The 22,237-nt window shown below is 66.7% G+C and carries 19 protein-coding genes and 2 tRNA genes; 8 read left to right on the forward strand and 13 right to left on the reverse strand.

What is annotated here, in order from left to right; genetic code table 11:
• Window positions 1-43 precede the first annotated feature (43 nt).
• From B1400_RS03220 to B1400_RS03240, 5 genes are all read left to right on the forward strand, one after another.
• On the forward strand, window positions 44-913 hold the full coding sequence (locus B1400_RS03220; RefSeq protein ID WP_162288165.1) for a putative ABC transporter permease: 870 nt from the start codon (window positions 44-46) through the stop codon (window positions 911-913).
• 82 nt (window positions 914-995) lie between these two features.
• Entirely contained in the window at window positions 996-2,186 is a 1,191-nt protein-coding gene (locus B1400_RS03225; RefSeq protein WP_095613023.1) for a pyridoxal phosphate-dependent aminotransferase, read from the forward strand.
• A 93-nt stretch (window positions 2,187-2,279) separates the two neighbouring features.
• The gene (locus tag B1400_RS03230) at window positions 2,280-3,473 is read left to right on the forward strand and encodes a DUF2974 domain-containing protein (RefSeq protein ID WP_095613024.1); all 1,194 of its coding nucleotides are present in this window, start codon (window positions 2,280-2,282) and stop codon (window positions 3,471-3,473) included.
• Between the two features lie 211 nt (window positions 3,474-3,684).
• A complete protein-coding gene (locus B1400_RS03235) occupies window positions 3,685-4,365 on the forward strand; it encodes a TetR/AcrR family transcriptional regulator (protein ID WP_095613025.1) in 681 nt (226 codons plus the stop codon).
• Between the two features lie 138 nt (window positions 4,366-4,503).
• Window positions 4,504-5,304, forward strand: a complete 801-nt coding sequence (locus B1400_RS03240; protein ID WP_095613026.1) for a mechanosensitive ion channel family protein — start codon at window positions 4,504-4,506, stop codon at window positions 5,302-5,304.
• A 7-nt stretch (window positions 5,305-5,311) separates the two neighbouring features.
• Here the strand turns inward: B1400_RS03240 and B1400_RS03245 are convergent, their stop codons facing one another.
• The 3 genes from B1400_RS03245 to B1400_RS03255 form a co-directional block, all read right to left on the reverse strand.
• A complete protein-coding gene (locus B1400_RS03245; protein ID WP_095613027.1) occupies window positions 5,312-6,340 on the reverse strand; it encodes a CPBP family intramembrane glutamic endopeptidase in 1,029 nt (342 codons plus the stop codon).
• 8 nt (window positions 6,341-6,348) lie between these two features.
• Window positions 6,349-6,699 carry a DUF4190 domain-containing protein gene (locus B1400_RS03250; protein WP_133064604.1) on the reverse strand — a complete coding sequence of 117 codons (351 nt, stop codon included), beginning with the start codon at window positions 6,697-6,699 and terminating at the stop codon, window positions 6,349-6,351.
• Window positions 6,700-6,838: 139 nt separating this feature from the next.
• On the reverse strand, window positions 6,839-8,041 hold the full coding sequence (locus B1400_RS03255; RefSeq protein ID WP_095613029.1) for a DUF4854 domain-containing protein: 1,203 nt from the start codon (window positions 8,039-8,041) through the stop codon (window positions 6,839-6,841).
• A gap of 359 nt (window positions 8,042-8,400) precedes the next feature.
• On the opposite strand from B1400_RS03255, the gene B1400_RS03260 reads away from it, so the two are divergent.
• A complete protein-coding gene (locus tag B1400_RS03260) occupies window positions 8,401-9,570 on the forward strand; it encodes a D-alanine--D-alanine ligase family protein (RefSeq protein ID WP_095613030.1) in 1,170 nt (389 codons plus the stop codon).
• 105 nt (window positions 9,571-9,675) lie between these two features.
• Here B1400_RS03260 and B1400_RS03265 read toward each other — a convergent pair whose 3' ends face one another.
• The 3 genes from B1400_RS03265 to murA all read right to left on the reverse strand — a co-directional run bounded on the left by B1400_RS03265 (window position 9,676) and on the right by murA (window position 13,257).
• Window positions 9,676-10,674: an NAD(P)H-dependent glycerol-3-phosphate dehydrogenase gene (locus B1400_RS03265; RefSeq protein ID WP_095613031.1), complete on the reverse strand. Its 999-nt coding sequence runs from the start codon at window positions 10,672-10,674 to the stop codon at window positions 9,676-9,678.
• Between the two features lie 139 nt (window positions 10,675-10,813).
• Window positions 10,814-11,773 (reverse strand): lysophospholipid acyltransferase family protein, encoded by a 960-nt coding sequence (locus B1400_RS03270; RefSeq protein ID WP_095613032.1) that lies wholly within the window; start codon window positions 11,771-11,773, stop codon window positions 10,814-10,816.
• A gap of 158 nt (window positions 11,774-11,931) precedes the next feature.
• On the reverse strand, window positions 11,932-13,257 hold the full coding sequence (gene murA / locus B1400_RS03275) for a UDP-N-acetylglucosamine 1-carboxyvinyltransferase (protein ID WP_026644730.1): 1,326 nt from the start codon (window positions 13,255-13,257) through the stop codon (window positions 11,932-11,934).
• A 331-nt stretch (window positions 13,258-13,588) separates the two neighbouring features.
• On the opposite strand from murA, the gene B1400_RS03280 reads away from it, so the two are divergent.
• Window positions 13,589-14,938 carry an NAD(P)/FAD-dependent oxidoreductase gene (locus B1400_RS03280; RefSeq protein ID WP_095613033.1) on the forward strand — a complete coding sequence of 450 codons (1,350 nt, stop codon included), beginning with the start codon at window positions 13,589-13,591 and terminating at the stop codon, window positions 14,936-14,938.
• A gap of 97 nt (window positions 14,939-15,035) precedes the next feature.
• Here B1400_RS03280 and B1400_RS03285 read toward each other — a convergent pair whose 3' ends face one another.
• The 3 genes from B1400_RS03285 to leuC all read right to left on the reverse strand — a co-directional run bounded on the left by B1400_RS03285 (window position 15,036) and on the right by leuC (window position 17,508).
• A complete protein-coding gene (locus tag B1400_RS03285; protein WP_095613034.1) occupies window positions 15,036-15,314 on the reverse strand; it encodes an Lrp/AsnC ligand binding domain-containing protein in 279 nt (92 codons plus the stop codon).
• A gap of 85 nt (window positions 15,315-15,399) precedes the next feature.
• Window positions 15,400-16,080, reverse strand: coding sequence for a 3-isopropylmalate dehydratase small subunit (leuD, locus tag B1400_RS03290; protein WP_095613035.1), 681 nt, complete (start codon window positions 16,078-16,080; stop codon window positions 15,400-15,402).
• 24 nt (window positions 16,081-16,104) lie between these two features.
• A complete protein-coding gene (gene leuC, locus B1400_RS03295; protein ID WP_095613036.1) occupies window positions 16,105-17,508 on the reverse strand; it encodes a 3-isopropylmalate dehydratase large subunit in 1,404 nt (467 codons plus the stop codon).
• A 387-nt stretch (window positions 17,509-17,895) separates the two neighbouring features.
• On the opposite strand from leuC, the gene B1400_RS03300 reads away from it, so the two are divergent.
• A complete protein-coding gene (locus B1400_RS03300) occupies window positions 17,896-18,672 on the forward strand; it encodes an IclR family transcriptional regulator (RefSeq protein WP_095613043.1) in 777 nt (258 codons plus the stop codon).
• A gap of 289 nt (window positions 18,673-18,961) precedes the next feature.
• On the opposite strand, the gene B1400_RS03305 is transcribed toward B1400_RS03300, so the two are convergent.
• From B1400_RS03305 to gltX, 4 genes are all read right to left on the reverse strand, one after another.
• Window positions 18,962-20,299 carry a metallophosphoesterase gene (locus tag B1400_RS03305; protein WP_235607298.1) on the reverse strand — a complete coding sequence of 446 codons (1,338 nt, stop codon included), beginning with the start codon at window positions 20,297-20,299 and terminating at the stop codon, window positions 18,962-18,964.
• A gap of 136 nt (window positions 20,300-20,435) precedes the next feature.
• Window positions 20,436-20,510 (reverse strand) — tRNA-Gln (locus B1400_RS03310).
• Between the two features lie 34 nt (window positions 20,511-20,544).
• Window positions 20,545-20,617: transfer RNA gene (locus tag B1400_RS03315), tRNA-Glu, on the reverse strand.
• A 202-nt stretch (window positions 20,618-20,819) separates the two neighbouring features.
• Window positions 20,820-22,237, reverse strand: a 1,418-nt coding sequence (gltX, locus tag B1400_RS03320) for a glutamate--tRNA ligase (RefSeq protein WP_095613038.1), incomplete at its 5' end; no start/stop codon positions are given.

A 22,237-nucleotide genomic window follows, 5' to 3' on the forward strand; every position in this document is an offset into this window, starting at 1 on the left:
ACGTGAGAACCGCCGCGGCGGCCGATGCGATACCGTGGTGTCCATGACGCATATGATCCTCGCCTTCGACAAGATCTTCCTGTGGTTCCTGCTGTACAGCTTCGTCGGCTGGCTGTGGGAGACCTGCCTCAACATCGTCATGAAGCGGCGCTTCGTCGACCGTGGCATCCTCAACGGCCCGCTGTGCCCGATCTACGGCTTCGGCGCGATGCTCGCGATCTACGCGCTGCCCGGCGAGCATTCGTTCCTCGCCGTCTTCCTCAGCAGCGGCGTCCTCGCGTGCACGCTCGAATACCTCACGTCGTGGGGCATCGAGAAGCTGTTCCACATGCGGCTGTGGGACTATTCGGACAAGCCGTTCAACATCAACGGACGCGTCTACCTCAACGGCTTCATCTTCTTCGGTCTCGGCTGCACGGCCATCAAACTGTGGGTGCAGCCGCACGTCGTCGCCGCGCTCGACGCGGTTCCCCCGACGACGCTGATCGCCGTCGCGACGACGCTGCTCGTGCTGACGCTCGTCGACGCCGTGATCACCTTCGCCGGCCTGATCAGCATGAACAGCCGTCTCGGCCGCGCCGAATCGGACATCAAGGCGCTCAAACGGCGCGGCATCGCGAGGATCGACGTCGGCATCACGGCCGCCGACGAGCATATCGAGGCCGCCGAGGCGCGCTTCAACGCGGCCACCGACGACCTCGGCGCGCGCATCGGCACGAGGGTGCGCGACGCCAGCGAGGCCGTCAGGGACACGAGCGACCAGTTCTCGACGCATGTGCACGACCTGTTCAGCCTGCAGCAGCGCCGCCTCATCGACGCCTACCCACGGATGCGCACCGCGCACGACCCGCATGTGCTCAAGGAGGTCCGCGCGCAGTTCGCGAAATACCGCGAGCGCCGCGCGTCGCGCTGACCCCTGCGCCGGCGCAACGCGCGCGACATGACTTCGGCGTACGCTGGCCTCATCCCCGTCCCGTCCGATCCGAAAGGCCACCATGATCAACGACCGCTACAAGGACATGCTCAACGAGAAATCCGTCATCCGTTCGATCAGCGAACGCGCGAGCGCACGCAAGCGCGAGATCGGCGCGGACCACGTCTTCGACTTCTCGATCGGCAACCCCAACGTCCCGTGCCCGTCGCAGTTCACCGACGCGATGCTCGACCTCTACGCCACCGAACCGCCGCATGTGCTGCACGGCTACAGCCCGTCGACCGGCATCCTGTCGGTGCGCCAGGCGATGGCCGATTCGCTCAACCGCCGCTTCGGCATGGACTACGAGGCGGCGCACCTGTTCCCGACCGCCGGCGCGACCGGCGCGCTCGCGCACGCGTTCCGCGCGGTGACGAAGCCGGGCGACGAGATCGTCACCTTCGCACCGTACTTCCCCGAATACCAGCCGTACGTCGAGGGCACCGGCGCCGTATTGACCGTCGTGCCGCCGGACACCGAACGGTTCCAGATCGATTTCGACGCGTTCGAGCGCGCGCTCAACCCGAAGGTCACGGCCGTGCTCATCAACACGCCGAACAACCCGTCGGGCACCGTCTACTCCGCCGAGACGCTCGAGGCGCTCGCCGACATGCTGCGCGCCAAGCAGCGCGAGTTCGGCCATGACATCTTCCTGATCTCCGACGAGCCGTACCGCGAGATCGTCTTCGACGGGGCCGAGCAGCCGTATCCGGCGCGCTTCTACGACAACACGCTCACCTGCTACTCGTTCTCGAAGTCGCTGTCGCTGCCGGGCGAGCGCATCGGCTACATCGCCGTCAACCCGCGCGCGACGGACGCCGACCTGCTCGTGCCGATGTTCGCGCAGATCAGCCGCACAATCGGCCACAACTGCCCGTCGTCGTCGATGCAGCTCGCCGTCGCGCGCGTGCTCGACGACACGAGCGACCTGTCGATCTATGAGACGAACATGAATATCATCTACGACGCGCTCATCAACCTCGGATTCACGGTGCAGCGCCCCGGCGGCACCTTCTACATCTTCCCGAAGGCGCTCGAGGAGGACGCGAACGCGTTCGCGCGCAAGGCGATGGACTACGACCTGTACATGGTGCCCTCCGATTCCTTCGGCATGCCCGGCTATCTGCGCATCTCCTACTGTCTGGAGACCGACCAGGTGCGCCGCGGCGTCGCGAGGCTGCGCGAGTTCGTGTCCGAGGTGTACGGCGGCTGACTTCCGCCCGCCGCAATCGCACGCACGCCCGCGGCCGGCCGCCCGTACAATGGGTCGGGGACGGCCGCGGCGGCACGTTCCGGGAAGGCCGGCATGGGTAACATTCTCGACTATGCGCGCACGGAGACGCGGGATTTCTCCCAATGGCCGTTCCATACGGCCGACGCGCTCGTGTTCGCGCTGCTGAGCTATGACCGGATCCCCGCCGACGTGCCGACGCTTGCGACGCTCGAACGGCGCTACGGAAGCCTGTCGAGGCGCCTGCGCTCCTTCGACTGGCACCGGCTCTCCCATTCGGTGCGCGCGCTCGTGCGCGCGCCGTTCGACGGCCCCGCGCTGCGCCAGATCGAGCATGAGCTCGGCGAGTACGAGACCCTCCACCCGTACATCGCGAAGCATGCGGGTTTCGGCGATCCGCGCGAATCGCACGAGTTCTACCGTTCGATCGCCGCGAATCCGCGCTTTTCGGTCGTGCGCGTCGCGGCGGCCGAGGAACGGTTCGACGAGGCCGCGCAGACGCAGTTCGCCGCGTTGACGTTCCGGCTGCCGACCGGCGAGCTCGTCATCGCCTTCCGCGGCACCGACGATTCCCTCGTCGGCTGGAAGGAGGACTTCAACATGGCCTACCAGTATCCGGTGCCGGCGCAGAAGCAGGCGGCCGACTACCTCGAGAAGGTGGCCGCGCTGTGGGACGGCGACATCATCCTCACCGGGCACTCGAAGGGCGGCAACGTCTCCGTGTATGCGGCGATGAACGCGCGCGACGACGTCAAGGACCGCATCCGCCACATCTATTCCTTCGACGGCCCCGGATTCCCGCCCGACGTCGTGCACAGCTACGAGTACGGCACCGTCGTCAACCGCATCACGAAGGTCGTCCCCGATTCATCGATCATCGGCATGCTGCTCAACGAGTCGCCGAACGAGCGTCTCGTCGTCGTCAGGTCGGACGCCGACGGCCTGGCCCAGCATTCCTGCTACAGCTGGCGGATGCACGGCGACGACTTCGACATCGCCGAGGGCGGCCTATCCGAAAGCTCGAAGACCTTCAACGACGCCCTCAATTCGTGGCTGTCCGGCATGACGCAGCGCCAGCGCGAGCACGGCGTCGAAGCGCTGTTCCGCGTGCTCACGTCGAGCGGATACAAGAGCACGACCGAACTGATGAAGGCCGGCCCGCGCGTCATCCCCGGCATGCTCGGCCGGTATGTGGGTCTGACGAGCGAGGAGCGCCGGTACATCAACCAGGCGCTGTGGATGCTCGCCACGGCCACGTTCCGCCATTGACCGGCGCCCCCGATCCATCTCCCGGTTTTTCGCCAGCAGCCATCGTCCGGCCGAATCGCAACCGCATGCCTATACACTGGTAGACAACGAAGGAGCGCGGGCCCCGTCCCGCACCCCGTCTCGCACGCGACACATGGCCCCGAAGAGCACACGGCACATGGGCCGCCGTCATCGATCGAAGCGATCGACCCAATCCGAAGGAGCGAAACCCATGTCTAGGCCTCGTCGTGATTCAGAGATCCTCCCAGCCAAGGATCGGCTCGAGAACGCCTTCTGGACGCTGCTCGAGGACCATGATTACGACAGGATCACGGTGACCGACATCGTGCATGCGGCGCAGGTGAACCGCAACTCCTTCTACTACCACTACTCCGGCCTGCCCGAACTGGCCGATTCGTCGATCCTGCACGAGGTGGAGCGGCTGCCGATGCCGCTCTACACGCGTGTGGACGGCGACCCGAACGTCGAATGGCGCCATTTCTGCGTCCGCCTGCTCAACGACCCCGATCAGCTGCAGCATCTCAACCGCCTGTCGCTGCTCGTCGGCCCGCACAGCACCGACGAGCTCGTCGACTCGCTGCGCGACTTCCTGCGCATGACGCTGCTGACGATCGTCGGCTCCGACACGGTCTCGATCGAGCCGAAGACGAGGATGCTCGTCGATTTCTGCGTCGGCGGCATCCTGTCGTCGTTGTACAACTGGCCGCAGCTGCGCAACGACGTCACCGTCGACGACCTGCTCGACAGCGACGTCGCGATCCTCGTGATGGGGCTGTTCCTGACGATGGCCGATGAGGATCCGATGTCCTTCTGGCGCCGCGTGGTGCTTGGCTACAACCGCGTCCACAACCATGTGCCGAGCTTCATCGCGCCCGGCGACCATTACCGCTGAGCGGGGCAGCGCCCCCGCTGTGCGCGCCCCCGGCGGCCTGACGGCCGCCGGGGGCGCGGTCGTCATGGTTCCCGCGCTGCCGTTATGATGGCGGTGCCGCCGACCGGCGGTCATCGATCCGATTCTTCCGGGAGCGTCATGGACATCGTGCTGAACTGGCTGCGTGCGAACAGCGGCAAAATCATCCTCGTCGTCATCGTGACCGTCGCCGCGATGATCGCGGCGCGGATCACGTCGCGTGTGCTCGACAAGGTGTTGCGCCGCTCGCAGATCCCGAACGCGTCGATCTTCATCAACCTCGCGCGCATCCTCATCTGGACGCTCGCCATCACGATCGTGCTCAAGCCGGTCTTCGGCGTCAACCCGGTCACCCTGTTCACGGCGCTCGGCATCGGCGGCTTCGCGATCTCTCTCGGTCTCAAGGATTCGATCGCGAACACGATCGGCGGCTTCCAGCTGATGTTCTCTCATGTGCTGCAGCCGGGCGACGTCGTCTCGATCTCCGGCGTGACCGGCACCGTCACCGACGTCACCTGGCGGCAGACCGTCGTGCGCGAGCGCAACGGCAACACGCTGATGATCCCGAATTCGGTGCTCAACACGACGGCGCTCGAGAAGTGCCTGCCGACGAACGAATCGCAGGTGACGATCCCGTTCACGGCGAAGCCGGGCGTCGACATGGACGCGCTGACCGACGAGCTGCTCGGCAAGATCGACGAGTCGGCGCACGACCTGATCTGCCCCTCCCCCAGGCCGCTGATCCGTTTCACCGGCTTTTCGCCGGCCGGCACGACCGGCAACATCATCGCCTACGCGAAGCCGGGGGTCGCGCTGTCGGCGGTGACCGACGCGATCGCGCGCGACGTGGGCGCGTCGTCGATGTTCACCGACCTGGCCGCCTCGGGATCGGTCGCCGCGAAGGACGCAGCCGCCCGCTGACGCGCGGCTACAGCAGCGTCAGCGCGAACGTGCCGACGACGCCGACGACGAGGAAGACGACGACGCCGGCGTTGCCGAAGAAGGCCGGCATCGCCGCGCCGCGCGGCAGCTCGTCGGGCGCCGTGTAGAAGCGGAAGCGGCGGCGCCTGCGGATGAGCAGCACGAACCCGGCGATGATGCCGGCGAACATCAGCACGAGATACAGCGCCATCGCGACGATGAACAGGACGTCCGCGGTCTGCGGATGGCTCAGCAGGTCGGGTTTCGCGATGATCCGCTCGTAGCGGCCCAGCATCGACGTGCCGATGATCGCGCTGTTCGCATTGATCGCCATGTGCAGCGCGACGCTGTAGCGCAGCCGGCTCGTGCGCGTGTAGACGTAGCCGAACAGCAGCCCCAGGCCGAAGGCGTAGAAGAACTGGTACAGGTTGAGGTGGAACAGGCCGAAGAACAGCGCGGACAGGACGATCGCGGGTTTTTCGCCGTAGCGGCGCAGACGGCCGATGATCTGCTTGCGGAACAGCCACTCCTCGACGAGCGGCGCGACGACGACGGTCGCGATCGCCATGACGAACCAGTTCGATCCGCTCATCAGCTCCGTGACGCGGTTGCCGGCGCGCCCCGACGACAGCAGCGCGGACAGGCCGGCGCCGAGCAGATTGCCAACCCAGATGATCGGCAGGCACATCAGCAGATAGGCGAACCACTGCGACAAGCGCAGGCCGAAGCGGCGCGTCGCCGGCAGCGGCGTGTTGCGCAGCAGCTGGTAGCCGATCGGGATCGCGCATACGCACAGCGCGAAGTCGGAGATCGCGAGCGCCATCCAGCCGGCCATGCTGCTGCGCAGCCACATGAAGGCCGACTGCAGCAGCAGCGTGATCGCGCTCCAGATGACGATGATGAACGTGAATCCGGCGCCGATCGACGACGCGGCGCGGCGCGCATTCGCGATGCGGGCCTCCATCTGCGGACGGGGCGTCTGCGGCCCCAGCGCATAGTACATCGGCTGCGGCGCCGGAGTCATCGGAGCGCTCATCGGCGGCCTCACTGCACGACGGCGGCCGTGATGACGGTGCCGAAGAGCACGAAGAGCAGGATGCACGCGAGGATGCTCAGCGCGAGCGAGACGGCGGAGATGATGATGCCGGCGAGCGCGAAGTCTCCGCCGCGCTCGCCGCTCTTCTTCGTCTGCGAGTAGCCGATGATGCTCAGCACGAGGCCGATGAGCGAGAAGAAGAACGAGCAGACGAAGCCGGCGATCGCCATGGCGTTCCATTTCGACGACGGCGCGGCGTAGTACTGCGGCTGCTGCGTCTGGTAGTTCGGGTACTGCGGCGGCATCGGCGCCCCGCCTCCCATGTACGGGTTGTTCATGGTCGGGTTGTTCTGGCTCATCGTCTCCTCGTTTCCCGCGCATGCGCGCGTGTCCTCGGCGCCTGCGGGCGCCACGCATCGTCTCTACATTAGACGAGAACGCCGCGTGGTGCACGCGGCGTCCCCATGTCCATCGTCGGCCGTCGGCCGCGATCGGCCGTCAATCGTTGTCGAGCAGCGAATCGTAGTCGTCGCTCGTCACCTCGCATTCCGACTGCGGATCGTAGGTTTCGTCGAGGATCTTCTTGCCGGTCGAATCCTCGAGGATGAACTCGACCTTCGCGTCCTTCAGGTCGTACTGGTTCTCGAGCTGCTTGGCGAATTCGCTCATCGGCGAGCACATGATGCCGTCCATCATCGTCGTGTAGATGCTGCCGTAGCCGTCATAGGCCGAATCGGTGAAGCGGATCGAGTAGATCAGCGTGTTGCCCTTCGCGGACACGTCGAACGCCATGCCCTCGGTGTCGCCGGAGGACTCCTCGATGGCCTCCTCGAGCTGCTGCTTGACCTGCGGGTTGCGGAAGGCCTGCTCGAGCGTCTTGCCGTCGCGCAGCTCCTGCTCGAGGACGTCGCTGCCGAGGCTGTTGCCGCCGAGCGGGTCGTCGGGATCGTCGGTCGGATCGTCTGTCGGATCATCGAAGGGATCGTCTGTCGGATCGTCGAAGGGATCATCGGTCGCCTTCGGCGACGACGTCTGGCTGTGCGTCGAGCTCGGCGACTCGGCCGGCTTGTTGTCGTCGCTCTTGTTGAGCGCGATGACGGCGAAGACGATGCATGCGATGAGCAGCACCGCGGCGACGATGCTGGCGATGATGATCGGCGTCTTGCTGTTCTTCGGCGGCTGCTGGCCGTTGAACGGCGCATTGCCGTCCGGCGGGATCTGCGGCGGCACCTGACCCGGACCGCCATAAGTGGGGGCCGGCTGCTGACCGTAGCCGTTCGCCGGCGCGTAGCCGTTGCCGCCGGGATATGCGCCGGGCTGCTGCTGCATCTGGGCCGGGGCGCCGTACGGCGCCTGCGGCATCTGCCCGTAGTCGAAGGCCTGCGTCGGCTGCGCCTGCGCGGCGCCGTCGAACCCGGTCGTGCGCGGCTGCTGCTGTCCTTCATACGACGCGGCGTACGGCTCCTGATAGGACGGCATCGGCTGCGTCTGGCTCACCTGCGGCGCGGACGGCGTGTAGGGCTGCGTCTCGTCGTAGCCGCCATAGGCCATCGGTTCGGCCGCGGGCGCGCCATAGGCCTGCGTCGGTTCCTGTCCCGCCGAACGCGTGTCCTCGTAATTGGGGTAGGCGGGGGTCTGCGGATAGCCTTGGCTGCCTTGCGGCTGCCCAGCCGGATCGTACGGCGCATTGGGGTTGCTCATCTTCGTGTCTTCCCTTTCCTGGTCGGCCGGACGGCCGCCTCCGCGTCTGGCGCGGCATGGCCGTCCCGTCGCGATGCCGGGGCATCGTCGACGTCGTGGTTCGGCGGCGTTCGGCAATGGCCGCAACGAGCATGGCTCCCGGTAACGCACGCGAATAGCAACAGTGTATCGAAGCCCCGGCCACCGCAGGCGCCCATTCTGACCTATGAGATGTCGCCGGCGCGCCCGGCGCCCCGGCGACGCATGCACGAGGGGCGCCCCGGGGGGTCATGGGACCCGTTGGCGGACCGGCCGCAATTACCGTCGTGCGAGTAGGCTGAAGACGTCGTAGATCCTGACTTTTCAGCACAGAGGTGACCATGTCCGAACCGACGCCCCAGCAAGCAACCACCGACCGCACGCGCGTCGCCGTCATATACGGCGGCAAGGCGGACGAGCATTCGATCTCCTGCATCACGGCCGCCACGTTCCTGCGCGCGCTCGACCCGGAGCGGTTCGAGCCCGTCCTCATCGGCATCACGAAGGACGGCGCGTGGATCACCGACGGCGCCGATCCGCTCGACTGGGACCTCGCGCACGGCCTGCCGCAGGTCGAACGCGTCGAAGGCTCACGTGACGTCGTCCTCAACATCGGTCAGGGCTCCGACGGCTTCTGGGCGAAGAACGCCGACGGCACGCTCGATTCGCTCGGCCATATCGACGTCGTCATCCCGGCATTGCACGGCCCGTACGGCGAGGACGGCACGATCCAGGGGCTCTTCGAGATGATGGGCGTGCCCTACGTCGGCTGCGGCGTGCTCGCGTCGGCCGCATGCATGGACAAGCACTACACGAAGGTGCTGCTCGGCGCCGCCGGCATCCCGGTCGCGCCCGGCATCACGATCGACACGCGCCGCTTCGACGCCTCCGACCGTTTCGCCGCCGACGGCGAGGCCTTCCTGGGGCTCGTCGACGAGGCCGGGCTCGCCTATCCGCTGTTCGTCAAGCCGTCGCGCGCCGGCTCGAGCTTCGGCGTCACGAAGGTCGAGCGCGTCAACGACCCGGAGGCGCTCGCGGCCGCCGTGTATGAGGCGAGCCTGCATGACTGGCGCGTGCTCATCGAACAGGGCATCGACGCGCGCGAGATCGAATGTGGCGTCATCCGCCCGAAGCCGACCGACTCGGCGCGCGCGAGCCTGCCCGGCGAGGTCGTGCTCGACAAGCGCGAGGACGGCGACGACCAGTTCTACGACTTCGACAGCAAGTACATGGATGCGCAGGCGAGCCACACCGAGATCCCGCCGAAGCTGTCCGACGAGCTGATCGAACGTGTCCGCGACACCGCGGTGCGTGCGTTCAACGCCGTCGACGGCACCGGCCTGAGCCGCGTCGACACCTTCGTGACGGCCGAAGGCGACGTCCTCGTCAACGAGATCAACACCTTCCCCGGCTGCACGTCGATCTCGCTGTTCCCGAAGGCGTGGGAGGCCACCGGCATCCCGTTCCCGGACATGGTCACACTGCTCATCGAAGGCGCGCTGGGCCGCTGACGGCGGCCGCAGCCGCCACGCAAATAGGACAAAGGGCCGTGCACAGCGGATGCTGTGCACGGCCCTCCTGATTCGTATTCGCGTTATCGATAATCGATCAATCGGTCACTCGACGGTGATGTCCTTCGGGAACATCTCGGAGATCATCTGGTCGAAGGAGATGCCGTCGTCGAGCACGCGCGTCACGGCCTTCGCGAGCGGCGTGTCCACATGGTACCGCTCGCCGAGCTCGACGACCGCGGATGCGGTCGCGACGCCTTCGGCGACGCCGTTGCTGGCCTTCGTCGCCTCCTCGACGCTCATGCCCTTGCCGAGGTTGTAGCCGAAGGTGTAGTTGCGCGACAGCGACGAGCCGCACGTCGCGATGAGGTCGCCGACGCCGGCGAGGCCGTAGAAGGTCTCCGGCAGCGCGCCCGCCTCGGTGCCGACCTCCTTGATCTCGGTCAGACCGCGTGTCTCGATCATCGCGGCCGTGTTCTCGCCGTAGCCGGCGCCGTGCGACATGCCGACGGCGAGCGCGACGACGTTCTTGAGCGATCCGCACAGTTCGAGGCCGATGACGTCGACCGTGATGAAGGCCTTGAAGTAGTCGGTCGTGCACATCTTCGCGAACGCGCGCGCGTTGTCGATGTCGGTGCAGCCGACGACGGCGGCGGCCGGCTCGCGTGCGGCGACCTGCTTGCTCAGGTTCGGTCCGGACAGCGCGAGGAAGCGGTTGGACGGCAGGTCGAGCGCCTCCTCGACGACCTGGTCCATGCGCTTGCCGGTGTCCTTTTCGATGCCCTTCATCAGCGAGACGACGAGCACCTCGTCCGGCAGCAGCCCCCTGAACTCCTCCAGCGCCTTGCGCGCGACCTGCGCGGCGATCGCGACGACGACGACGTCGGCGTGCGCGACCGCTTCGGCGCGGTCGCCGGTCGCCGTCATCGTGTCCGGCAGCTTCTCGACGCTCGGCAGCCGCACCGGATTGCGGTGCTCGGTCTGGATCGCCTTGACGATCTCCGGTTCGATCGCCCACATCGTCACGTTGTTGCCCGCATCCGCGAGGACCTGTCCGAAGGCCGTTCCCCAGGCGCCCGCGCCCAGAACCGTGATGTTCGCCATATCGTGCTCCTTCCGCCGCGCGCGTGCGCCGGCATCTGTCGTTGGTGGCGGGGCCGGGCGCCGGCTCGTCCCCGCTGATTCGTCTGCTCTCTATTGTTGCCGTTGCCGCGCGGCCATGTTCGATTTCGCTCTTGGCGCGTTATTCGTCCTTCGGCAACGCGTCCGTGGTCTTGCCGAGCGCCCGCGCGTCGACGACGTGCGGATCGGTGAAGGGGGCGACCTCGGGCACCTCCTTCATGATGCGGTAGTCGTAGAACCCGTCCGGCGCCTTGACGCCGCGGATGTTCGCCATGACCTCCTTCATACGCACGCGCACACGGCGCGCGAGCTCGTCGGCGAGCTCGACCGGCGGCTCGTCGCCCCACTGGTCGGCGTGCGCGAGCAGGTCGGCGTAGTCGAGCCGCACGTCGTAGCACATGACGACGTTCTTGCGCGGCCACGGCCACCAATGGTTGATGCTCGCGGCGCCCCACGTCACCGCGCAGTGCAGCGGAATCTGATGGCCGACGCGGCGCGAGGCCTCGAGCGCGATGAAGCCGATGCCGTTCTTCATGCTCATCGGCCATTTCTTCGGGTCGCGCGTGACGGTGCCCTCCGGCCAGATCGTCAGCGCGTGGCCGGAGGTGAGGATGTTGATCGACTCCTCCTCGATCTGGCGCGCCTTGCCGCTGCGGCGCGGCACCGGCTGCATGCCGACGTCGCGGAACCATTTGCCGATGATCGGCCACTTGCCCATCTCGGCCTTCGCCATATAGCGGGGGCGCCGCCCCATCTGGAACATCGCGACCATCGGCACGAAGACGTCGAACTGCGTCACATGCGTGGCTGCCGTGATGTAGGAGCCTTCGACCGGCACGTTGTCCAATCCCCATGCGCGCACCTTGCAGCTCGCGCGCAGCACCTTCGCCGCGCCTTCGACGAGACGGTGCGTGGTCTTCGGGTTGAGTTCGTCGATCTCCTTCTGGTTCGGGCGGATGCGACCGGTCGGGAACGGCCGTGTCGGATCGACGAGATCGTATTCGGCCGCGAGCCTGGCGACCTGCGTATTGCTCAGCGGCTCGACCGCCGAGCGCGGGGAGGGTTTGCCTTTGGATGCCATGCCCCCCATTGTGCCCCGAGAACCGTACTTACCTGCGCGCCCGTCCCGCGGCCCCGCACGGACATGGACCACGGATATGAAAAGGCCGGCTGGAGAGAAGAGCCAGCCGGCCGGTGGGAAAGAAAGAATGAGGATGACGGGCGGTGCGCCCGCGCGGATCAGTCGATCTGCGCGCCGAGCGCATTGAGCTTGCCGCGGAAGTCCGCATAGCCGCGGTCGATGAGGCTGATGCCGCGCACGTCGGAGGGGCCCTTCGCCGTGAGCGCCGCGATCAGATGGCTGAATCCGCCGCGCAGATCCGGCACGTCGATGTCGCGCCCCTCGAGCGGCGTCGGCCCGAAGATGACGGCCGAATGCTTGTAGTTGCGCTGCTGGAACCGGCACGGCAGCGAACCGAGGCATTCACGGTACAGCTGAATCGTCGCGCCCATCTGCACGAGCGGCTTCGTGAAGCCGAAGCGGTTCTCGTAGACGGTCTCATGCACGATGCTCAGGCCGTTGGCCTGCGTGAGCGCCACGACGAGCGGCTGCTGCCAATCGGTCATGAAGCCCGGGTGCACGTCGGTCTCGATCGCGACCGGCTTGAGGTCGCCGCCCGGATGCCAGAAGCGGATGCCGCGGTCGGTGATGTCGAACTCGCCGCCGATCTTGCGGAACACGTTGAGGAAGGTCATCATCTCCGGCTGCGTGGCGCCCTTGACGAAGATGTCGCCGTGCGTCGCGAGCGCCGCCGACGCCCAGCTTGCGGCCTCGATGCGGTCGGTGAGCGCCGTGTGCGTGTAGCCCTTGAGCTCCTTGACGCCTTCGATGCGGAACGTGCGGTCGACGTCCACCGAGATGATCGCGCCCATCTTCTGCAGCACGGCCACGAGATCCATGATCTCCGGCTCGGTCGCCGCGCCGGACAGTTCGGTCTTGCCGTCCGCGAGCACGGCGGCGAGCAGCGTCTGCTCGGTCGCGCCGACCGACGGGTACGGCAGATGGATCTTCGCGCCGTGCAGGCCGTTCGGCGCCGTGATGTGGATGCCGTCCTTGTGCTCCTTGTCCACGTCGGCGCCGAGCTTGCGCAGCGTCTCGAGATGGAAGTCGATCGGGCGTCCGCCGATGTTGCAGCCGCCGAGCGCCGGGATGAAGGCCTCGCCGAGGCGGTGCAGCAGCGGGCCGGAGAACAGGATCGGGATGCGGCTCGATCCGGAGAGCGTGTCGACGTCGGCGACGTCGGCGAGCTGCACGTTCGTCGCGTCGATCGTCACGACGCCCTCGGAGCCGTCGACGTCCACGTTCACGCCGTGCAGGCGCAGCAGGTCGGAGACGACGTGCACGTCGCGGATCTCCGGCACGTTCTTGAGCACGCTCGTGCCCGGCGCAAGCAATGCGGCGACCATCGCCTTGCTGACGAAGTTCTTGGCTCCACGGACCTTGATCGTTCCGTTGAGCGGCTTGCCACCAACGACGTGCAACACGTCATCCGTATGTTCGGCCACGTCTACCTCTTTCATGTCCTATCGCTGCCGCGGGAGGCGCAATGCGGCGCCTTCCGAGTAAGTCCGTCCGTCTTTCTGTATATCTACCCGCGCGCCGCCGTTTTTATTTCCGCGGCCGGCCGCGCCGTCACCCATCAGCCCTTCATTGTGCCATAAGGCATGTAAGTCGCGGCCCGCGCATGCACGCGCGCAGGACCGGACGGTCGGCGTTATCGGCGTTGCGCGCAAAACCGCGTCCGCACCGGCGCCCCGCACCTATCATCGGAGCCACCGGCCGGGCGCCGCGCGAAACGGATCGCCGGCCTTCGCACGACCATCGAAGGAGACTTTCATGACCACTGTCGCAATCATCGGCTGCACCCACGCGGGCACCTTCGCCGCATCGTCGATCCTCCATGCGCATCCGGACTGGGATGTGCACGTCTTCGAACGCAACGCCACGGTGTCGTTCCTCTCGTGCGGCATCGCGCTGTGGGTCGGCGACCATGTGTCCGATCCGAGGAAGATGTTCTACTCGTCGCCCGCGCAGCTCGAGGCGGCCGGCGCCACGATGCACATGCGCACCGACGTCACCGACGTGCACGTCGCCGCGAAGACGCTTGAATACCGCGATCTCGAGACCGGCGACACGGCCACGCTGCCGTTCGACAAGCTCGTCGTGACGACCGGATCGCGCCCGGTCGTGCCGTCGATCCCAGGCGTCGATTCGAAGCGCGTGCAGCTGTGCAAGAACTGGGACGACGCGATCGAGCTCAAGGAGCGTTCGACGGACGCGAAGTCGGTCGTCGTCATCGGCGCCGGCTACATCGGCGCCGAACTCGCCGAGCAGTTCAGCGGCATCGGCGTCGAGACGACGCTCGTCGACGCCGCCGACCGCGTGCTCGCCAACAACTTCGACAAGCCGATCACCGATCAGGTGGAGGAACGCTACCGTGCGCACGGCGTGACGCTCGCGCTCGGCGAGAAGGTCGTCGCGTTCCGTGACAACGACGGGGACGACACCGTCACCGTCGTCACCGATGGCGGCGAGTACACGGCGCAGTTCGCCGTGCTCGCGGTCGGGTTCCTGCCGAACACCGACCTCGTGCGCGGGCAGCTCGACATGATGGACAACGGAGCGATCGTCACGAACGAATACATGCAGACGTCGACGCCCTACGTGTACGCGGCCGGCGACAGCGCGACCGTCCTGTACAACCCGACCGGGGCGCACGACTACATCCCGCTCGCGACGAACGCGGTGCGCCAGGGCATGCTCGTCGGCGCGAACATCGAACGGCCGACGCGCAAGTACATGGGCACGCAGGCGACGAGCGCCGTGCAGCTCTACGACCTGTCGCTCTCCGCGTCCGGCCTGACGCAGGGCGGCGCGGACCGCCGCGGCATGGACATCCGTTCGACGGAACTCGTCGAGGACTACCGTCCCACCTTCATGACGACGACGGCGCCGGTCACGTCGATCCTGACCTGGGATCCGAACACGCGCCTCGTCAAGGGCGCGCAGTTCTGCTCGAGCGTCGACGTCTCCGGCGCCGCGAACGTCGTATCGGTGGCGATCCAGGCGAGGTTCACGATCGACATGCTCGCCGACGTCGATTTCCTGTTCCAGCCGAACTTCGACCAGCCGATCTACTACGTCGGCGCCGTCGCGTCGAAGGCGGTCGCCGAGCAGGGCGACTGACGGCCGACGGCCCGGCGGCAGCATCCGACGTGCGCTTGCACGGGACGCTGCCGCCGGGCCGTCATGTTCGGCGTGTTCCGGCACCTGCGCGACGCGATCAGTCGCCGCCGAGGTCGAAGGCGGCCTCCTCGTCCTCCTTCGAGTACGTGCGGAAGGCCATCAGCGTCTGCGTGGCGGCGACGCCGTCCACCTTCGCGATGCCTTCGGGGATGATCTGCGCGAGGTCCTCGAAACGGTCGGAGGAGACGACGGCCACGAGGTCGACGTCGCCCGCCACCGAGTAGACGTCGCGCACGCCGTCGAGTTCGACGATGCGCTTCGCGGCATCGCCGACCATATCGCTGTCCGTCGTGATCAACACAATCGCATCCGCCATGGCTGCTCCTTCACCTTTGACGCCTTCGTTCGCGGGCGGCGGCCGTCGTCGCGGCCGCCGCTGCCCATTATACGGTCGCGCCCGTTCAGCGCGCGCCGATCGGGCCGGCCCATTCGTCCCCCTGCGGCTCGCGCGCCGATTCGATCGCCTGATCCGGCTCGTGCAGCGCCGGGATCGTCTTCGGCTTGAACGGGAAACGTTCGGCGCGCATCGCCTCGTAGGCGGCGATGTCGTCCTCGTGCTGCAGCGTCAGGTCGATGTCGTCGTAGCCGTTCATCAGACGCCAGCGCACGTAGTCGTTGACCTCGAAGGGCAGCACGACGTCGCCGCAGGTCACGGTGCGCTGCCCGAGGTCGACGGTCATCTGCCGCCCCGGCTCCTCCTCGAGCAGCTTCCACAGCAGTTCGACGCTCTCCTGCGGCATGATCGCCGCGAGGACGCCGTTCTTCGCCGTGTTGCCGTAGAAGATGTCGGCGAAGCGCGACGCGATGACGACGCGGAATCCGTAGTCGTGCAGCGCCCAGACGGCGTGCTCGCGCGACGAGCCGATGCCGAAGTCGGGGCCGGCCACGAGGATCCGGCCGTCGGCGTACTCCGGCTTGTTGAGCACGAAGTCGGGGTTGCGGCGCCACGCGTAGAACAGCGCGTCGTCGAAGCCGGTGCGCGTCACGCGCTTGAGGAAGACGGCCGGGATGATCTGGTCGGTGTCGACGTTCGAGCGGCGCAGCGGGACGCCGGTTCCGGTCAGTGTCGTGAGTTTTTCCATCGAATCGTCCTTTTCTGGGATGCTTTACAGGTCGGCGGGTGTCGAGATCGTGCCGCGGATCGCCGTCGCGGCGGCCACGGCGGGCGATGCGAGATGCGTGCGCGAGCCCTTGCCCTGACGGCCTTCGAAGTTGCGGTTGGACGTGGAGATCGACCGTTCGCCGACGACGAGCTTGTCCGGGTTCATGCCCAGGCACATCGAGCAACCGGCGTTGCGCCATTCGGCGCCGAAGTCCTTGAAGATGCGGTCGAGGCCCTCCTCCTCCGCCTGCAGGCGGATGCGCGAGGACGCCGGCACGACGAGCACGCGGTGGATCGAGTCGGCCTTCCTGCGGCCCTTCATGATCTCGGCGGCGATGCGCAGGTCCTCAATGCGGCCGTTCGTGCACGAGCCGATGAACACCGTGTCCACCGGGATGTCGCGGATCGGCGTGCCCGCCTCGAGTCCCATGTAGTCGAGCGCGCGCTCGGCGGCTGCGCGTTCGGTCGCGTCGGCGAAGTCCTCGGGGGCCGGGACGCTGCCGGAGATCGGCACGCCCTGACCGGGGTTCGTGCCCCAGGTGACGAAGGGCTCGAGATCCTCTGCGCGCAGCGTGACCTCGGCGTCGAATTGCGCGTCGTCGTCGGTCTTCAGCGTCCTCCAGTATTCGACCGCCTGGTCCCACAGCTCGCCCTGCGGCGCGTGCGGACGGTCCTTGAGATACGCGAAGGTCGTCTCGTCGGGGGCGATCATGCCGGCGCGGGCGCCCGCCTCGATGCTCATGTTGCAGATCGTCATGCGCGCGTCCATCGACAGCTGCTCGATGGCCTTGCCGCGGTATTCGAGCACGTAGCCCTGACCGCCGCCGGTGCCGATCTTCGCTATGATCGCGAGGATGATGTCCTTCGCGCTGACGTCCGCGGGCAGATCGCCCTCGATGTTGATCGCCATCGTCTTGAACGGCTTGAGACTGAGCGTCTGCGTCGCCATGACGTGTTCGACCTCGGAGGTGCCGATGCCGAAGGCGAGCGCGCCGAACGCGCCGTGCGTCGACGTGTGCGAGTCGCCGCACACGATCGTCATGCCCGGCTGCGTCAGACCGAGCATCGGCGCGAAGGCGTGCACGATGCCCTGATCGGCGTCGCCGAGCGGGTGCAGGCGCACGCCGAACTCCTTGCAGTTCCTCTCGAGCGTCGTCAGCTGCGTCGCGCTCGTCTCGTCCGGGTTCGGCCTGTCGATGTCGACCGTGGGCGTGTTGTGGTCTTCGGTCGCGACGAGCTGGTCCACATGGCGCGGGGTGCGGCCGGCGAGGCGCAGCCCCTCGAAGGCCTGCGGGCTCGTCACCTCGTGCATGAGCATCAGGTCGATGTACAGCAGGTCGGGAGCGCCGTCGTCGCCTTTGCGCACCAAATGATCAGCCCAGACCTTTTCGGCCAGTGTCATTCCCATGGTCGGTCTTCCTCCTACAAAAACTGGTCGCGCTTGTCAAGGGCGCGCTTCACACGTCCGTTCAGCTTATGAGTTCATCTTTCAAGACACCGCACGTACGTCACTATATGAGATATGGAGGTTCGGCGAACGTGTTGATACAAAGGAAATCGTTGCCATTGCTGCGTTTTAATCGATTTTGGCATCGCCGTCCCGGATTCCCCGGCGAAACTCCGGCGCTTCGATTTGGTGTTTCATTATGTGAGATGGCATAATGTCGTCATGACTTCAAATACGCTATCCGCAAAAACCGAGCATCAGCTCGATGAGGCCGTGACAGAATCCGTCACCGCCGTGTCTGCATCCGAAGCCGAGGCAACGCCTTCCGACGCCGCCGCGGCCGAGACGATGCACGATGACCTCCGCACGTCGGTGACGGACGGATCGGCCGCCAACGACCATGAGATCCATTCCGGCGTCGGCGTGCTCGACAAGACCGTCAAGATCCTCGACGCGCTTGAGTCCGGCCCCGCCACGCTCGGCCAGCTCGTCAGCCAGACGAAGCTCGCGCGCCCGACCGCCCACCGCCTCGCGATCGCGCTCGAACGGCACCGTTTCGTGCTGCGCGACCAGCACGGCCGCTTCGTGCTCGGCTCGCGCTTCGCCGAACTCGCGGCCGCCGCCGGCGAGGACCGACTGCTCGCGGCCGCCGGGCCGATCCTGCAGACGCTGCTCGACCGCACCGGCGAATCGGCGCAGATCTACCGCCGTCAGGGCGAACAACGCGTCTGCATCGCCGCCGTCGAGCGCGCGAGCGGGCTGCGCGATTCGATTCCGGTCGGTGCGATGCTGTCGATGGAGGCCGGTTCCGCCGCGCAGATCCTGCTCGCCTGGGAGGATTCCGACCGTCTGCATCAGGGCCTGCGCCACGCCCGCTTCTCGGCCGCGAAGCTCGCCGCCGTCCGCAAGCGCGGCTGGGCCGAATCGATCAACGAGCGCGACGAGGGTGTGTGCTCGATCTCGGCGCCGATCCGCAACGCCTCCGGCCAGGTCATCGCCGCGATCTCAATCTCCGGCCCGAGCGGCCGCATGGGCTCGAACCCGGGTCACCGCTTCGCCCCGCTCGTCATGGGCGCCGGCAAGTACCTGACCGACGCGCTGATCAAGGCGAGCATCAGCCGCTGAGCCGCCTGCAGCCGCAAGCCATGTGCCGCGGACAGCGCCAAGGCCCATAGCCCTCAGGGCACCACGAAGGGGACCGCATCCGCCGGTCCCCTTCGCCATATGCTGCACCTCCGTCCCCAAGCTGCCATCAGCCGCCCCACCAATGGCAATATTCGAGTGGTCCCATCCACAGAACGCCGCCAATCATCCTTCCGGCAGCATTCCACGCGTAACCACACCCACAGAATGCCGCTAGTTGCACCGCCAATGGCATTCCGTAGGTGACCTCACCTACAGAATGCCGTGCGGCCTACCGGCCGAAAAGGGTCTTCGCGATCGAATGGAGCACGCGGCTGAACATCGTCGGCTTGTGCAGCAGATTGACGCCTTCGCTCTTCGGCTTGGATTCGGCGGTCATCCCGTACACATACGCCTTCTTCGAACTGGGTTTGCCGACGAGGTCGCCGAACGTGAGCAGCTGCGTGCGCGGCTCGTAGGGGTGGCGGATGTCGAACTCGAACAGCCGCGCCGCACGCCGCTGCGGCACCGGCCCATAGGATCCGAATCCGCAGGTCGGCGACGCGATCATGCGCACGCCGTCCGCGACGCCGTCGAAGGCGTTGCGGTGGTCATGCCCTGTCGAGATCGCGAAGTACGCATGCGTGTCCCGCAGGATCGCGAATTCGCCGCTGTCGTCGTCGGGGCAGCTGACGCCCTCGCCGAGATAGCCGCCGGGCGCCGTCTTCACGTCGTCGAGCGTGTAGTACTGCCCGGAGAACATCCGATACCCCTCGACGGCGCGCGCGGCCGTCGCCGCGACCGGCTTGAGCAGCTGGTAGTACTGAGGAAGCGCCGTATGCTGGAAGACGATCGATTGCGCATGCGGCCCCAACACGGCCGGCAACGCGCGCAGGAACGCCAATGCGCGCGCATCCGGCGCACCGTAGCCGCCGGTCGGCGCATAGTCGCCGGAATCGACGAGCACGACGCCGAGGACCGTTTCACCGTGTTCGTTCGCAACCGGCAGCGCGAAGGTGCCCGGTTCGCACACGTAGGCGACCTCGTCGGCGAGCGCCGGCGCCGTCGTGCGCACGCACACGTCGGCGGCGTCAAGCGACGCCGACGGGTCATCGATGCGCATCATCTGCTTCATGTGCTCGGTGATGACGGGATTGAGGCAGCCCTTGAACTCGCGGTAGATCGCATCAAGCTGCGCGTTGCTCAGTCCGCATTGGAAATCATGGTTGCCGTAGGTGACGGCCCAGGGGACGCCGGCGTCGACCATCGGCGCGACGAACTGGCGTATCGACGCGCGCACCCGTTCGCGCGTCCGCTCGAGCTCGGCCTCGCGCCGCGCGGTCGACGCCGGCTTCTTCCAGTGGCGTTTGCAGAAGGTGGCGGCGTAGGCGGGGTCGTACCCGGCGATCTGGTTGCCGGAGAAGACGACGATGTCGGGGCGCGCGCTCGCGAGCGCGGCTTCGATGAGACTGATCGTGTCCGGCGAGGCCTTCGGACCGTCCTGGATGTCGGCGAGCTGCAGGATGCGGAATTTGCCCGAACGATGGAACTGCAGCCGACCGAGGCGTTGCGACACCGACAGTGGTTCGTCCACGGCCGAAGCCTGCTTGTTCGTTGCTCGTTCGCTCATACTTCCAACAGTAATGCACTTCGCGCGCGACATGGCGCACACCGCGGCGATTCCCCCGGTTTCCGCACAAACGTTTCGCCGAGGGCGCGCGCCGTGCGGAAAACGACGAAACCCTCGCCGAAGCGAGGGTTTCGATTGGCTGGGATGCCTGGACTCGAACCAAGAATGGCTGAACCAGAATCAGCTGTGTTGCCAATTACACCACATCCCAATTGGCATGTTCATCACCGTGGTGGTGAACCTCGTACCCCCAACCGGATTTGAACCGGTGTTGGCGCCGTGAGAGGGCGTAGTCCTAGACCGCTAGACGATGGGGGCATCATCTCGTTGCTCCGTGAAGCAACAAAAAGAAAATATACTAGGGATTCCACACTCGCGCAAATCACGGCGTGTCGCGCTTGATTCCAACGTTTTCCCGCAGTCTCAGCGCGTGGCCCCGGCAAACGGAAGCGGGGAACATCGGCAGATGTTCCCCGCTTGGCCACTGCCATGCGCCTGTCCGGCACATGGCCGCTCCGAATCAGCCCTGGATCTCGTCGAGATGCGCGCGCAGACCTTCGAGACGCTGCATCGTCAGCGGCTTGCCGACGATCTCCATCGACTCGAACAGCGGCGGCGAGACACGGCGGCCGCTCATCGCGACGCGCACGGGCCCGAAGGCGACGCGCGGCTTGTAGCCGCCCTCCTCGATGAGCGCCTTGTTGAGCGTCTCATGGAGATGGTCGGTCTTCCATTCGTCCTCGGGCACCGCGTCGAGCGCCGCGATCGCCGCGTCGAGCACTTCGCCGGCCGTCGCCTTGAGCTGCTTCTTCGCATCGTCCTCCGGCGGGATGTACGCGTCGTCGGACAGCAGCGAGCCGACCATGCCGGCGACCTCGCCGAGCAGACGCACGCGCGTCTGCACGAGCGGCGCGGCGGCGGTGAGCACCTCACGCTCGCGGTCACTCAACGCATCCCACGAATCGGCGGAGACGACGCCGGCGCGGAACAGGTACGGCACCGAACGGTCGAGGAAGTCCTGCGGCTCGAGCATGCGGATATGTTCGGCGTTGATCGCCGTTGCCTTGTCCAGGTCGAAGCGCGCCGGGTTCGCCTTGACGTCGCGCACATCGAAGGCCTTGACCATCTCGTCCATCGTGAAGATGTCGCGGTCCGGGCCGATCGACCAGCCAAGCAGCGCGAGGTAGTTGAGCAGGCCCTCCTTGATGAAGCCGTGCTCGCGGTGCAGGAACAGGTTCGATTCCGGGTCGCGCTTGGAGAGCTTCTTGTTGCCCTGCCCCATGACGTACGGCATGTGGCCGAACAGCGGCATCTCCTTGGCGACGCCCAGTTCTACGAGGTAGCGGTACAGCACGATCTGGCGGGGCGTCGAGCTGAGCAGGTCCTCGCCGCGCAGCACGACGTTGATGCGCATCAGCGCGTCGTCGACCGGGTTCGTCAGCGTGTACAGCGGGTCGCCGTTCGGGCGCACGATCACATAGTCCGGCACCGAGCCGGCCTTGAACGTGATCTCGCCGCGGATCAGGTCGTTGAACGTGATGTCCTCGTCGGGCATCCTGATGCGCAGCGCCGGCTGGCGCCCCTCGGCGCGGAACGCGGCCTTCTGCTCCTCGGTCAGGTCACGGTCGTAGCCGTCGTAGCCGAACTCCTTGGGACGGCCGGCCGCCACGTTGCGCGCCTCGATCTCCTCGGGCGTCGAGAACGATTCGTAGGCGTAGCCGGCGGCGAGCAGCTTCTTCGCGACGTCATCGTAGATCGGTCCGCGTTCGCTCTGGCGGTACGGTCCGTCCGGGCCGCCGACGCGGATGCCTTCATCCCAGTCGATGCCGAGCCAGTCGAGGGCCTCGATGATCTGGTTGAAGCTCTCCTCGGAGTCGCGCTGGGCGTCGGTGTCCTCGATGCGGAACACGAAGGTGCCGCCCGTATGACGCGCCTCGG

Origin of the sequence: Bifidobacterium italicum (assembly GCF_002286915.1) — a bacterium.
Lineage (GTDB): Bacteria > Actinomycetota > Actinomycetes > Actinomycetales > Bifidobacteriaceae > Bifidobacterium > Bifidobacterium italicum.